Origin of the sequence: Enterobacter cloacae complex sp. ECL414, from assembly GCF_021869685.1 — a bacterium.
GTDB classification, from domain to species: Bacteria; Pseudomonadota; Gammaproteobacteria; order Enterobacterales; family Enterobacteriaceae; genus Enterobacter; species Enterobacter kobei.
Map to the genome: position 1 here is coordinate 3,161,481 of NZ_CP091481.1, position 14,244 is coordinate 3,175,724.

At 56.0% G+C, this 14,244-nt stretch carries 13 protein-coding genes; 6 read left to right on the forward strand and 7 right to left on the reverse strand.

Translation table 11 applies throughout. From position 1 onward, the window contains the following. Positions 1 to 7: 7 nt before the first annotated feature. On the reverse strand, positions 8 to 925 hold the full coding sequence (osmF, locus tag L3068_RS15205; protein ID WP_117581210.1) for a glycine betaine ABC transporter substrate-binding protein OsmF: 918 nt from the start codon (positions 923 to 925) through the stop codon (positions 8 to 10). Between the two features lie 147 nt (positions 926 to 1,072). Continuing rightward, positions 1,073 to 3,370, reverse strand: a complete 2,298-nt coding sequence (bglX, locus tag L3068_RS15210) for a beta-glucosidase BglX (protein ID WP_117581208.1) — start codon at positions 3,368 to 3,370, stop codon at positions 1,073 to 1,075. 187 nt (positions 3,371 to 3,557) lie between these two features. Here bglX and dld point away from each other — a divergent pair, with 187 nt between their 5' ends. Together dld and L3068_RS15220 are read left to right on the forward strand one after the other, a co-directional pair. After that, complete coding sequence (gene dld, locus L3068_RS15215; protein WP_045268777.1) at positions 3,558 to 5,306, forward strand: D-lactate dehydrogenase; 1,749 nt, start codon at positions 3,558 to 3,560, stop codon at positions 5,304 to 5,306. A gap of 112 nt (positions 5,307 to 5,418) precedes the next feature. Next, positions 5,419 to 5,973 carry a GNAT family N-acetyltransferase gene (locus L3068_RS15220; protein ID WP_014884551.1) on the forward strand — a complete coding sequence of 185 codons (555 nt, stop codon included), beginning with the start codon at positions 5,419 to 5,421 and terminating at the stop codon, positions 5,971 to 5,973. A 93-nt stretch (positions 5,974 to 6,066) separates the two neighbouring features. Here the strand turns inward: L3068_RS15220 and pbpG are convergent, their stop codons facing one another. Then, positions 6,067 to 6,990, reverse strand: coding sequence for a D-alanyl-D-alanine endopeptidase (pbpG, locus tag L3068_RS15225; RefSeq protein ID WP_014884552.1), 924 nt, complete (start codon positions 6,988 to 6,990; stop codon positions 6,067 to 6,069). A gap of 167 nt (positions 6,991 to 7,157) precedes the next feature. Then, positions 7,158 to 7,745 (reverse strand): Yip1 family protein, encoded by a 588-nt coding sequence (locus L3068_RS15230; protein WP_014884553.1) that lies wholly within the window; start codon positions 7,743 to 7,745, stop codon positions 7,158 to 7,160. Positions 7,746 to 7,902: 157 nt separating this feature from the next. Between L3068_RS15230 and L3068_RS15235 the strand changes: the two genes are divergently transcribed. Next, positions 7,903 to 8,475: a DedA family protein gene (locus tag L3068_RS15235; RefSeq protein ID WP_023338535.1), complete on the forward strand. Its 573-nt coding sequence runs from the start codon at positions 7,903 to 7,905 to the stop codon at positions 8,473 to 8,475. Positions 8,476 to 8,529: 54 nt separating this feature from the next. On the opposite strand, the gene L3068_RS15240 is transcribed toward L3068_RS15235, so the two are convergent. From L3068_RS15240 to dusC, 3 genes are all read right to left on the reverse strand, one after another. Then, positions 8,530 to 9,294 carry an SDR family oxidoreductase gene (locus tag L3068_RS15240; protein WP_117581206.1) on the reverse strand — a complete coding sequence of 255 codons (765 nt, stop codon included), beginning with the start codon at positions 9,292 to 9,294 and terminating at the stop codon, positions 8,530 to 8,532. Positions 9,295 to 9,344: 50 nt separating this feature from the next. Continuing rightward, entirely contained in the window at positions 9,345 to 10,763 is a 1,419-nt protein-coding gene (gene mdtQ, locus L3068_RS15245; RefSeq protein ID WP_117581204.1) for a multidrug resistance outer membrane protein MdtQ, read from the reverse strand. Positions 10,764 to 10,914: 151 nt separating this feature from the next. Further along, entirely contained in the window at positions 10,915 to 11,847 is a 933-nt protein-coding gene (dusC, locus tag L3068_RS15250) for a tRNA dihydrouridine(16) synthase DusC (RefSeq protein WP_023330920.1), read from the reverse strand. Positions 11,848 to 12,015: 168 nt separating this feature from the next. On the opposite strand from dusC, the gene L3068_RS15255 reads away from it, so the two are divergent. The 3 genes from L3068_RS15255 to cdd all read left to right on the forward strand — a co-directional run bounded on the left by L3068_RS15255 (position 12,016) and on the right by cdd (position 14,117). Next, complete coding sequence (locus tag L3068_RS15255) at positions 12,016 to 12,411, forward strand: CidA/LrgA family protein (RefSeq protein ID WP_014884558.1); 396 nt, start codon at positions 12,016 to 12,018, stop codon at positions 12,409 to 12,411. Further along, positions 12,408 to 13,103 (forward strand): CidB/LrgB family autolysis modulator, encoded by a 696-nt coding sequence (locus L3068_RS15260; protein ID WP_014884559.1) that lies wholly within the window; start codon positions 12,408 to 12,410, stop codon positions 13,101 to 13,103. The genes L3068_RS15255 and L3068_RS15260 overlap by 4 nt, the downstream gene beginning before the upstream one ends. Positions 13,104 to 13,232: 129 nt before the next feature. Then, a complete protein-coding gene (gene cdd, locus L3068_RS15265) occupies positions 13,233 to 14,117 on the forward strand; it encodes a cytidine deaminase (protein WP_014884560.1) in 885 nt (294 codons plus the stop codon). Positions 14,118 to 14,244 lie beyond the last annotated feature (127 nt).

A 14,244-nucleotide genomic window follows, 5' to 3' on the forward strand; every position in this document is an offset into this window, starting at 1 on the left:
TTTCCCGTTACTTCACAAGCCCTTGTTGTTTCAGGAAGTCGGCGGCCACTTTTTTGGCATCCAGTCCCTCGACGGCAATGCTGGCATTCAGCTGCTGCAGCGTTTTTTCATCCAGCTTTTCGAAGACCGGCTTGAGCCAGTCGGCAATCTCCGGATGGACTTTCAGCACCGCCTCACGCACGACCGGGGTCGGGGCGTAAATCGGCTGAACGCCTTTAGGATCGGTCAGGGTCTGCAGGCCGAGCGCCGCCACCGGGCCATCGGTACCGTAGGCCATGGCCGCATTAACACCCGAGGTTTGCTGCGCTGCGGCTTTGATGGTCACCGCAGTATCCCCGCCCGCCAGAGAGAGCAGCTGCGCCTGGTCGAGTTTGAAACCGTAGGCTTTTTCGAACGCGGGCAGCGCGTCAGGACGCTCGATAAACTCTGCGGACGCCGCAAGCTTAAAATCACCCTTCTCTTTCAGGTAGCGGCTAAGATCCGTCAGTGAGGTCAGCTTACCTTTCTCCGCCACATCTTTGCGCACAGCGATGGTCCAGGTATTGTTGGCCGGAGCCGGGGTCAGCCAGACCAGTTTGTTCTGTTCCGCGTCGAGTTTTTTGACTTTCTCATACCCGGCTTTGGCGTTTTTCCATGCCGGATCGTTTTCATCTTTAAAGAAGAATGCCCCGTTGCCGGTGTATTCCGGGTAGATATCCAGTTCGCCGGAGGTAATCGCCCCGCGCACCACGGGCGTGGTGCCGAGCTGGACTTTATTGACGGTTTTCAGACCGTGGCTTTCCAGCACCTGCAAAATAATATTCCCGAGCAGCGCGCCTTCGGTATCGATCTTGGAACCCACTTTTACCGGCTCCGCCGCCTGTAACGGCACACTCAGCGCCGCCAGTAATGCCGCCGATCCCAACATCCCCTTAATAATCGTCATTCCGCTATCCTCATTTTTTTGCTGCCTTTTTCAGAGGCTTGAGAGAAAAGCGTAGCTTAAAACGGCAGAATTAACCGTCAAAATGCCTTTTTAGCATAAGGTAAGATGCATCCCCCGCAGGACGGGGGGATGCAAAGGCAGGAAAGGTTACAGCAGTTCGAACTCGCCTTTATTCACGCGAGCGGAGTCCACCCCGATAAAGACGTTAAATTTGCCGGGTTCCGCATCGTATTTCATCTGCTGGTTCCAGAACTTCAGCGCATCCACGTCAATCGGGAAGCTGATGGTTTTGGTTTCACCCGGTTTCAGGTCAACCTTTTCGAAACCACGCAGCTGCTTCACGGGACGACTCATCGACGCAGTGACATCCTGCACGTACATCTGAATCACCGTTGCCCCTTCGCGCTTGCCGGTGTTGGTCACCTCGACGCTGGCGGTCACTTTGCCATCACGCTTCAGGGTCGGGGCCGACATTTTCACCCCGGAGACCTTGAAGGTGGTGTAGCTCAGACCATAACCAAACGGATACAGCGGGCCGTTGGCTTCATCGAAGTAACGTGACGTGTACTTGTTCGGCTTGTCGGCGTTGTACGGGCGACCGGTGTTCAGGTGGCTGTAATAAACCGGGATCTGCCCGACGGAGCGCGGGAAGGACATCGGCAGCTTGCCGGACGGGTTGTAATCGCCAAACAGCACGTCGGCGATAGCGTTACCGCCTTCGGTACCGGCGAACCAGGTTTCCAGAATGGCATCTGCCTGCTGGTCTTCTTTCACCAGCGCCAGCGGACGACCGTTCATCAGCACCAGCACCAGCGGCTTGCCGGTGGCTTTCAGGGCGGCAATCAGATCGCGCTGACTCTGCGGAATAGTGATATCGGTACGGCTGGAAGCTTCATGCGCCATCCCCTGCGCTTCGCCCACGACCGCGACAACGACGTCCGACTGCTTAGCCGCGTTTACCGCTTCGTCGATCATCTCTTTCGGCGTGCGCGGATCGACCTTCACCGCTTCCTCGTACTGGTTGAGGAAGGTGACGATGTCTTTATCATTAGTGACGTTTGCCCCTTTGGCGTACACCACTTTGGCGTTTTCACCGACGGCGCTCTTGATACCGGTCAGCACGGTCACGGACTGATCGGCGACGCCTGCCGCAGACCAACTTCCCATCACGTCGCGTTTGCTGTCAGCCAGTGGGCCCACCACGGCAATGGTGCCGGATTTTTTCAGCGGCAGCGTGTCGAGGCGGTTCTTCAGCAGCACCAGGCTTTCGCGCGCCACATCACGCGCTTCTTTGCGGTGCAGGCGGCTTTCAGCATTGGTGTCCGCCGGGTCGGAATCTTTTGGCCCCAGGTGGCTGTACGGATCGTTAAACAACCCCATGTCATATTTCACGTTCAGCACGTGGCGCGTGGCATCGTCCAGCTCCGCCATCGTCACCTTGCCGCTCTTCACCAGCCCCGGCAGGTATTTGCTGTAGTATTCATCGCTCATGCTCATGTTAATGCCAGACTTCAGCGCCACGCGCACGGCGTCTTCCGGGTCGGATGCAGTGCCGTGTTTGATCAGCTCTTTAATCGCGCCGTGGTCAGACACGGTGATGCCTTTAAAGCCCCACTGGTCACGCAGCACGTCTTTCAGCAGCCACGAATCGGAGGTCGCCGGCGTGCCGTTCAGCGAGTTAAGCGCCACCATCACCGCGCCGCTGCCTGCATCCAGCCCTGCCTTGTACGGCGGCATATAGTCGTTGAACAGGCGCTGCGGGCTCATGTCGACAGTGTTGTACTCTTTACCGCCCTCCACTGCGCCATAGGCCGCGAAGTGTTTGACGCTGGTCATCACCGAATAGCGGTCTGCCGGGCTTTTGCCCTGCATCGCTTCCACCATGGTTTTGCCCATCGTGGCGGTTAAATACGTATCTTCACCGAAGCCTTCCGATGCGCGGCCCCAGCGCGGATCGCGCGAGACATCGACCATCGGAGCCCAGGTCATGTTCAGGCCGTCATCCGCCGCTTCATAAGCCGACACGCGACCGACTGTTTTCACCGCATCGAGGTTAAAGGAGGAGGCCAGGCCGAGACTGATAGGGAAGACGGTGCGCTGGCCGTGTACCACGTCATAGGCGAAGAAGAGAGGGATCTTCAGGCGGCTAAGCGCCATTACCTGATCCTGCATTTTGCGGATATCCTGGCGGGTGACGGTGTTAAAGATGGCGCCCACCTGGCTTTCTTTGATCATCTCCCGGATGGCCTCTTTCGGGTTATCCGGGCCGACGCTTATCAGACGCAGCTGGCCGATCTTCTCATTAACCGTCATCTTTTTAAGCAGTTCCGTGACAAATGCGTCCCGGGCTTCAGGCGTAAGCGGGTGATTGCCAAACAACTCATCTGCCAGCGCAGGCTGCAGCGCCAGGCTGACGGCGACACCTAAAGAACATATCCATCTCATGTCGTTACTCTCTCATCATTAACCGCCGGAAGAAGGCCACCGGTCCGGGCGAAAAGCGCAGTGTGCCATAAACCCTCTTTTGCTTGCAGGGTTATTCTCTGATTTTTCTCATGAATAGTAGACCGCGAAACTGTTAATCGCGCTATGCTTTACAGCGAGAAATTTGCCCCACCACAAGGAGTGGAAGATGTCTTCTGTTCGAACTGACGATAACAAAACATTCATTAACGAACTGTCGCGCCTGGTTGGCTCCTCTCACCTGCTCACCGACCCGGCTAAAACCGCCCGCTACCGTAAGGGTTTCCGCTCCGGTCAGGGCGAGGCGCTGGCGGTAGTCTTTCCGGGCACGCTGCTGGAACTGTGGCGCGTGCTGAGCGCCTGCGTTGCCGCCGACAAGATTATATTAATGCAGGCGGCCAACACCGGCCTGACCGAAGGTTCTACGCCGAACGGCAACGATTACGATCGTGACATCGTGATTATCAGCACTCTGCGCCTCGACAAGCTGCATCTGCTGGATAAAGGCGAGCAGGTACTCGCCTTCCCAGGTACCACTCTTTACTCGCTGGAAAAAGCGCTTAAGCCGCTGGGACGCGAACCGCATTCGGTGATCGGCTCCTCCTGCATTGGCGCCTCGGTCGTCGGTGGGATCTGCAATAACTCCGGCGGCTCGCTGGTGCAGCGCGGCCCGGCTTACACCGAGATGTCGCTGTTTGCCCGTATCAATGAAGACGGCAAGCTGACGCTGGTGAACCATCTGGGAATCGATCTCGGCGTCACGCCGGAACAGATCCTCAGCAAGCTCGACGACGATCGCGTGAAGGACGAAGACGTGCAGCACGACGGCCGCCACGCGCACGACCATGACTACATTACCCGCGTGCGCGATATTGAAGCCGATACGCCGGCGCGCTATAACGCCGACCCTGACCGTCTGTTTGAGTCCTCCGGCTGTGCGGGCAAGCTTGCCGTTTTCGCGGTGCGTCTCGACACCTTCCCGGCAGAGAAAAAGCAGCAGGTGTTTTATATCGGCACCAACCAGCCTGAAGTGTTAACCGAAATCCGTCGTCATATTCTGGGCGAATTCACCCACCTGCCGGTGGCGGGCGAATATATGCATCGGGACATTTACGACATTGCCGAGCGTTACGGCAAAGATACGTTCCTGATGATCGACAAGCTCGGCACCGACAAAATGCCGTTCTTCTTCACCATGAAGGGCCGCACCGATGCGATGCTGGAGAAAGTGTCGCTGTTCAAACCTCACTTCACCGACCGCTTTATGCAGAAACTGGGCAACGTTTTCCCGGCGCATTTGCCGGAGCGAATGAAAACCTGGCGTGATAAGTACGAACATCATCTGCTGCTGAAAATGGCCGGTGACGGGATTGCCGAAGCGCAGGCCTGGCTGACCGACTTCTTCAAAACCGCCGAAGGGGATTTCTTCGCCTGTACCCCTGAAGAGGGCAGCAAAGCCTTCCTGCACCGTTTTGCCGCGGCGGGAGCCGCTATCCGTTACCAGGCAGTACACTCTGACGAGGTGGAAGATATCCTGGCGCTGGATATTGCCCTGCGCCGTAACGACACCGAGTGGTTTGAGCATTTGCCGCCGGAAATTGACAGCAAGCTGGTGCATAAGCTCTATTACGGCCATTTTATGTGCTATGTCTTCCATCAGGATTACATTGTCAAAAAAGGGGTTGATGCCCACGAACTGAAAGAGCAGATGCTCGCCCTTCTTCACGAGCGTGGCGCACAATATCCTGCGGAACACAACGTCGGGCATCTTTATAAAGCTCCTGACGCACTTAAGCAGTTTTATCGCGAGAATGACCCTACAAACAGCATGAACCCCGGCATTGGTAAAACAACGCGGAAGAAATACTGGAAAGAGAGCCCAGACGCGGAGCAGCACTTAACGCAAGCGTCTGATTAATTCCTACAGCCAAATTTGAGAGATTGTTTAGCGCTTGTTAATCGTAATAGAGTAACGGTCTGTCGCCGGAGAAACGTTTCTCCGGCATGCGATCACGAGGAGCAGGCACATCATGTCGGCTGTTGACGTTTTATCCGAAACCGAACTGGAAGTGCGCGACGCCCTTCCCGATGATGTGCATGCCATCACCGCAATTTATGCCTGGCATGTGCTTCACGGACGCGCGTCCTTTGAAGAAGTCCCCCCGACTATCGACGAAATGCGCCAGCGTATGAAAAGCGTGGCTGAGAACGGTTTACCGTGGCTCATCGCGCTGTATCGCGGCATCGTGGTGGGTTACTGCTATGCCAGTCCTTACCGACCGCGACACGCCTACCGCTATACCCTGGAAGAGTCGATTTACGTGGACGCCAGCACCACCGGCCGCGGTTTTGGCACGGCATTAATGGATGCGCTTATCGCACGCTGCGAACAAGGCCCGTGGCGGCAGATGATTGCCGTAGTGGGAGATGGCAATAACAACGCCGGTTCGTTGCGGCTGCATAAAAAGCATGGCTTCGAGATTGTCGGTCAGCTGCGCAGCGTGGGATACAAGAAAGGCGACTGGCGGGATACGGTGATTATGCAGCGCCCGCTCAACGACGGGGACTGGACGCTGCCGGAATAAAAGCAAAACGGTAACCTGAGTTACCGTTTTTAGTGTGTTCTCCCTCTCCCTGTGGGAGAGGGTTGGTGTGAGGGCATCAGCGCGCAGAGGTACCTAATCGTTCTGCGCCGTCGCCATCTGCTCCGCTTTCTGCTTTTTATACGTCAAAGCCGCGGCCGGTACAGGCTGCACTTTCCCGGTCTCAATCCAGGTCCGCAGGCGGCTCGCATCCGCAAAGTGAGTATATTTCCCGAAGGCATCCATCACCACCAGCGCCACCGGCTTACCGTTAAACACGGTACGCATCACCAGACAGTGTCCTGCCGCGTTGGTGAATCCGGTTTTCGTTAGCTGAATGTTCCAGTTATCCCGGTAAACCAGATGGTTAGTGTTGCGGAACGGCAGCGTATAGGCCGGGTTGGCAAAGGTCGCCATCTCTTCACGGGTCGTGCTGAGCTGGCCAATCAGCGGATACTGCTTGCTGGCAATCAGCAGTTTCGTCAGATCGCGGGCCGTCGAGACGTTGTTAATCGACAGACCCGTCGGTTCAACATAGTGCGTATTGTTCATCCCCAGCGCTTTGGCTTTGGCGTTCATCGCGCGAATAAACGCGTCGTAACCGCCAGGATAGTGGTGTGCCAGGCTCGCGGCCGCACGGTTTTCGGATGACATCAGCGCCAGCAGCAGCATGTTTTTACGGCTGATTTCGCTGTTCAGGCGCACGCGAGAGTAGATCCCTTTCATCTCTGGCGTGTGGCTGATATCCACTTTCAGTTTTTCGTCCAGCGGCAGATGGGCATCAAGCACCACCATCGCGGTCATTAATTTGGTTATTGAAGCGATCGGGCGCACCAGGTCCGGATGGCTGGCGTAAATCACCTTATTGGTGTTGAGGTCGACAATCATCGCGCTGCCGGATGCAATTTGCGGCTGGGCAGCAGCAGTGGTCACCGCGGGCGTTTTAGCGACGGCTGGCACAGCAGCGGACGCCCCCAGCAACAGCGCCAGGCTAAGTAAAGAGACTCGGAATTTCAGCATGGTGAGACTTCTGATAATTATTCACGCACGTAATGACGTACACCGCCTGCGTCGACGGATAAACGCAGGCTGGCTTCGGCATCATAGCCGTCACAGTGCTTTGTCGCCAGCGGATAATCGTGAACAGATGCTGCATTGCTGGCATTTACACCAGCAATGCAGTGAGCTTAGAAGAGACGGTATCCATAACCCCAAAGAATAACCGTCAGTGCCAGTAACGCCTCCAGCACCAGCACACCGATAGCCAGTGTGGAGCTGGAGAAGCTCAGCCCCTCTTCTTTGTTGATATTCAGGAAGGTTGGAACCCCCAGATACAGCAGATAACCTGTGTAACAGAGAGCAATCGTACCGATCAGTGCGCACAACCAGACCAGTGGATACAGTGCAACAATACCGCTTAAGAACAGCGGGGTCGCGACGTATCCAGCGAAGACCATACAGCGCGCCAGCGATGGACGTTGCGGATAGTTACGTGCCATCCAGTGAATGACACGCCCCATGACCGCCACGCCCGCCAGCATCAGGCCATAAAAGAGAATGGCAAGATAAAGCCCGGTAAACCAGGAAAGCTGAACCACGGTGCCGTCACCGAAATTCCAGCCGATTTGTGTTGTGCCAATAAACGCGCATATTACCGGCACCGCGGCCATCAGCAGCACATGGTGGGTGTAATGATGCGAGACCGTTTCGTTCTCACTTTTGATGACATGCATTTCACGATCGGGATGGGAGAAAAGTCCCCAGACATGGTTCATAGCGCCCCCTTGTTGTCGGCCCGTCAGCGATACCTTAAGTATAATGCAGGCTTTAGATTATTTTATGTACAGTGGGAAATTTCCGTTGATTTCCCCGCTGTTGATTCATGGGGTATATGATTAAACGAGGTACGCTGAGGGAGATAACATTTACGTAATGGATATTAACGCACTCATTGAACAATATGGCTATGCCGCGCTGGTCATTGGTAGCGTGGCAGAAGGTGAAACCATCACGTTGTTAGGCGGCGTCGCCGCGCATCAGGGCTTACTGAAATTTCCGCTGGTCGTCGCTGCGGTCGCGCTGGGCGGCATGATTGGCGATCAGCTACTCTACTTTCTGGGTCTGCGCTTTGGTCCGACGCTTCTCAAGCGTTTCGCTAAACACAAAAAGAAAATTAACCGCGCGCAGCGCCTGATCCAGCGCCACCCTTACCTGTTCGTCATAGGCACCCGTTTTATGTACGGCTTCAGGATAATCGGGCCGATACTGATTGGCGCCAGCCGTCTGCCGCCGAAAATTTTCCTGCCGCTGAATATTCTTGGCGCCATTGCCTGGGCGCTGATCTTTACGACGCTCGGTTACGTGGGAGGCGAGGTGATAGGTCCGTGGCTGCATAATCTCGACCAGCATCTGAAGCACTGGGCATGGTTGCTTGTCGTGGTTGTGGCGGTGATTGGGGTCAGGCTGTGGCTGAAACATCGGGAAAAGGCGCGGGATGAGGCGTAGCCGGGTGCGACCTGATGCCCTGACCCTCTCCCACAGGGAGAGGGCAAAAAGTAGCTACCCCTCCGGCTTAAACTGCGGATTCGCCAGCATAAAACCCCCGTCAACGATAAACGATTGCCCGGTGGTATAGCTGGCGTCGCTGTCGCACAGCCACGCCACCAGGCTGGCGATTTCTCTCGTATGCCCGGGGCGCGCCAGTGGGATTTCCGGCATTGAGCCTTCTTTCACTTCGCAGTCGTCCATATCGTTCATGGGTGTGGCAATGGCACCCGGCGCAACGGCGTTCACCAGAATGTTGTGCTTAACCAGTTCTATCGCCATGGATTTGGTCAGGCCGCCGAGCGCATGTTTCGCAGCGGTGTAGGCGCTGGCCTCCGGCAGCGGCGTGTGCTCATGTACCGAGGTAATGTTGACAATTCGCCCCCCTTCCCCCTGCTTCACCATCTGCCGTGCCGCAATCTGCGAACAGAGAAACGCACCGTCCACGTCGACGGTGAAGATGTTCCGCCAGTCGTCAAACGGCATCTCCAGGAAGGGCGCCTTGGTCATCGCCCCGGCATTGTTAACCAGCACGTCCAGCCGACCGAAACGCGCAATCAGCACGTCAATGGCTTCAGCACCTTCCGGGAGCGTGCTTAAATCGAGATGGACAGCCTCTGCTCGCTGCCCCTTCGCTTCCACTTCACTGCAGGTTTCCAGCGCACCTTTTTCATCAGAATGCCAGGTAATGCCAATATCAAACCCGCGCTCTGCCAGCATCAGGGCCGTGGTTTTACCAATCCCGGAATCCGATGCGGTAACAATCGCTACTCTGGTCATACTCACCTCCTGAAAAACAGCAAAGAGATAAGTATAGATAACGCCTCTTTTTAGCCGTGATGATAGCCGCCCCCCAGCGCCGACGTTAGTTGCAGCGTGGCGTCGATATACTGTCCTTTCAGCATGACCGTCTCAAGGTGTTCTTTAAGCGCCGGGATTCTGGCTTCGCTGACCCGCGACCCCGCAAGGATACCTGCCCTAAAACGAGCCTGCGCCAGCGCCACGACACGTGCCGCGTCTTTTTCGACCTGCTGCTGGTGACGGTTTTTTGCCGTCAGGGTTTCGACTTCGCTGGCCGTTCGCGCCACCTGATTCACCGCCTCCACCACCGCTTTGTTGTAGTTCGCGACAGAGAGGTTATTCTGCGCCTGGGCACTATCCAGATTGGCGTTCAGCCTGCCGCTGTCGAAAATCGGCAGGGTCAAACCGGCGGTCACGCCCATCTGCTGAGCGGAAGAGCGGAACAGATCGCTGAGGTGCAGGGCATCCTGCTGTAAGAAGGCCATCAGATTCACGTCAGGATAGAATGCTGCTCTGGCGGCCTCCACCTCGCTCAGGGAGGCTTCGATATACCAGTGCGCCTCCTGAAGATCCGGGCGGCGCGCCAGCAGTTCATATCCCAGCGTTGAAGGGAGCGAGGCTTCTGTCGCAGGCAACGCATGGCGCGTAAGCGCTATGGCCGATGTACCGGTCAACGCAGTCAGTCGCGCCTCAATGGCCTTCATTTTGCCCTTCACGTCCGCTAACTTTTCATCCGTTTTGCTGGCATAAATATCGGTTTCGACGCCCTCCACCGAGGAGGTAATACCGTGCTGATACAGTTCACGATCGGCATCGATAATATTTTTCTGCTCCTGCTTAATTTGGGAAAGGACATCCCCGGCAGCGGCCTGGGTCTGCCACGCCCAGTAAAGGCGCGCAACGCTGCTGGCAAGCAGCTGGCGAGTCTGCTCCAGCTCCGCTTTTTGCGCATTCACTTTACCGATACGCGTGGCAATCCGGGCGCGATTTTTCCCCCACAGATCCAGATCCCACCCCGCCGTGAGGCCGAAGGTGCCATTGGTGTACCATGGGCCAGTCGTTCCCGCTGCCGGATCGGTCAGCGCGAACGGGCCCATCAGGCCTTCTGCCGACATTTTCTGCCGTTCAACATCCGCAGAAAAATCCAGTTGTGGGCCATCGGCAGCAATAGCGGCCTTCGCCTGTGCTTCCGCGAGCGTAATACGTTGCCGGGCAATTTGCATATCCGGGGCATCCGCTATCGCTTTCGCAATAAGCGCATTTAGCTGCGGGTCGTTATACTCTTTCCACCATTCGTTTTTCGGCCAGTCCGCATGGTTAAGTCGGGTATTTATAGATGCAGCTGTCGCCTGCGTTTTTATTGGCGCTACCGTGGAATGTTCCGGTGCGCACGCAGCCAGCATAAAAACAAGGGGAGCACTCAGAGATAAAATAAGAAAACGTTTCATTACGCCATGCACTCAAAAAATAAAGGCGCAACTTACGCTTGATGACTTTCCGTTTTTTAGTAACGCGTGGCAATCCGCAAATTGTTATACATTTACATAATTAGCAAAATATTCACCTAGTGAATTATTTAAATTTAAATATTACCGCTAGTTATTTTGACTGAATGACCCGCGCAATTTCAGCCGACGTCTGGAGCGTGCGGATCGCCTGAAATAACCCCAGCGCTTCGCTGTATTCTTTACGTAAATAGCTCAGCCACTGCTTGATGCGCGCGACGTGATACAAACCGGTATCACCCTGCTTTTCCAGACGGCTGTATTTTTGCAGCAGCGTCACCACGTCAGCCCATGGCATACGCGGTTCGTTATATTTCACGACGCGACTGAGGTTGGGCACGTTCAGCGCACCGCGGCCAATCATCACCGCATTGCAGCCCGTCTCTTTCAGGCATGCCTGCGCGCTTTCGTAATCCCAGATTTCGCCGTTAGCGATCACCGGAATAGTGAGCCGTTTGCGGATCTCGCCAATCGCCTGCCAGTTAATCCGCTCAGCTTTATAACCATCTTCCTTGGTGCGGCCATGCACCACCAGCTCGGTGGCCCCAGCCTGCTGCACCGCATCGGCAATTTCAAACTGCTTATCTCCGCTGTCCCAGCCCAGACGAACTTTCACGGTGACCGGCAGATGCGAGGGTACCGCCTCGCGCATGGCTTTTGCGCCGCGATAAATCAGCTCAGGATCCTTGAGTAGCGTTGCCCCGCCGCCGCTGCCGTTGACCAGCTTTGACGGACAGCCGCAGTTGAGATCGACGCCATAAGAACCCAGCGCCACGGCCCTGGCGGCGTTTTCCGCCAGCCATTCAGGATACTGGCCTAACAGCTGGATCCGCACCAGCGTACCGGAAGGCGTCCGGCTCTGGCGGTGCAGTTCAGGACAGAGACGGTAGAATGACTTTTCTGGCAGCAACATATCGACCACGCGCAAAAACTCCGTCACGCAGAGATCGTAATCGTTCACCTCGGTAAGCAGCTCGCGCACAAGAGAGTCGAGCACGCCTTCCATCGGGGCCAGTAAAACACGCATTCTGAGTACCTGTGAAAAAAGACGCGCTATAGTAGCTGCTCTGTATGTATGTGGAAAGCCCGGCGTTCCATTCCGGAATGTCTGGTATGCTCAAAATTCATGATGTGATCCGTGGCACATTTTCAGGTTTAATTGTATGATGAATGCGTTTCATCAAGGACTATCACCATGAGCAAATCATTGAACATTATCTGGCAATATCTGCGCGCATTCGTCCTGATTTACGCCTGCCTGTATGCCGGGATTTTTATCGCGTCGCTGCTGCCTATCACCATTCCTGGCAGCATTATCGGCATGCTGATCCTCTTTGTTTTACTGGCGCTGCAAATTCTGCCCGCAAAGTGGGTTAACCCCGGCTGTTTCGTCCTCATCCGCTATATGGCGCTGCTTTTCGTGCCCATCGGCGTCGGGGTCATGCAGTATTTTGATTTGCTCAAAGCCCAGTTCGGCCCGATTGTGGTCTCCTGCGCGGTTAGCACGCTGGTGGTTTTCCTTGTTGTGAGCTGGAGTTCACATCTGGTACATGGCGAACGTAACGTCATCGGGGAGAAAACAAAAAAATGATGGCTAATATCTGGTGGTCTCTGCCGTTAACCCTGCTGGTCTTCTTCGCCGCGCGTAAACTTGCCGCACGCTTCAAAATGCCGCTGCTCAACCCCCTGCTGGTGGCGATGGTGGTAATTATTCCTTTCCTGCTGCTCACCGGCATCCCTTACGAACGTTACTTTGCCGGCAGCAAAATTTTAAACGACCTGTTGCAGCCCGCCGTTGTGGCCCTCGCCTTTCCTTTATATGAGCAGCTGCACCAGATCCGCGCCCGCTGGAAATCCATCATTACTATCTGTTTTGTGGGCAGCCTGGTGGCGATGATCACCGGCACGTCGGTGGCGCTATTGATGGGCGCTTCGCCACAAATTGCGGCCTCTATTCTGCCTAAATCGGTGACCACACCTATCGCAATGGCGGTAGGCGGCAGCCTCGGCGGGATCCCGGCCATCAGCGCGATGTGCGTCATTTTCGTCGGTATTCTCGGCGCGGTGTTTGGTCACACCCTCCTGAACGCGATGCGGATCCATACTAAAGCGGCGCGGGGATTGTCGATGGGTACCGCCTCGCACGCCCTGGGTACCGCCCGCTGCGCGGAGCTGGACTATCAGGAAGGGGCTTTTAGCTCCCTGGCGCTGGTGATATGCGGGATTATCACCTCCCTGCTCGCCCCGTTCATTTTCCCGTTGATACTGGCGGTGATGGGCTAAAATTTGCGATGCGTCGCGCAAATTTCATTTTGATTTCATAAGTTGCATACATAATGAGAAGTGGATCACATATAAAGCCCCAGCGGCTCCGTAAACTACCGATCCATTAACCTTTATGAGGCAAACGCCATGCACCCACGTTTTCAAGCTGCCTTCGCTCAGCTTGCAGAGAATTTGCAATCAGCCCTTGCTCCCGTCCTGGCAGATGCACATTTCCCCGCCCTGCTGACGGCAGAGCAGGTCACCATGCTGAAACAAGCAGCGGGACTGGACGAAGACGCGCTGGCTTTCGCACTGCTGCCCCTGGCTGCCGCCTGCGCGCGTGCCGATCTCTCCCACTTCAACGTCGGCGCTATTGCGCGCGGCGTCAGCGGAACCTGGTACTTCGGTGGAAACATGGAGTTCCTGGGCGCAACCATGCAGCAAACCGTTCATGCGGAGCAGAGCGCTATCAGTCACGCCTGGTTGCGCGGTGAAAAGGCCTTGAGCGCCATCACCGTGAACTACACGCCGTGCGGCCACTGCCGTCAGTTTATGAACGAGCTGAACAGCGGGCTGCAACTGCGCATCAACCTGCCGGGACGTGCGCCACATACGCTGGGCGATTACCTGCCGGATGCCTTCGGCCCGAAAGATCTGGACATTAAAACGCTGCTGATGGACGAGCAGGATCATGGTTTCGCCCTGTCCGGCGATGACCTGAGCGAAGCGGCCATTCGTGCGGCTAACAAGAGCCACACTCCGTACAGTAACGCCCCAAGCGGCGTGGCGCTGCAGTGCCGCGATGGCCGTATCTTCACCGGCAGCTATGCGGAAAACGCCGCGTTTAACCCAACGCTGCCGCCGCTGCAGGGTGCGCTCAACCTGCTGAGCCTGAACGGCTACGACTACCCCGACATTCAGCGCGCAATTCTGGCCGAAAAGGCCGATGCGCCACTGATTCAGTGGGATGCCACCGCTGCGACGCTCAAGGCGTTAGGCTGCACGACGATCGACCGCGTACTGCTGGCATAAATCCTTCCGGCGGACAAAAATGTCCGCCACATTGCTGAAAAACCCCTCAGTTGAGTCGCTGTTTCTTGCGCTAACCAGACGGGTAAAGTAGCCTGAGTGAACTTTCATCCACGAACGAGCCATCTCC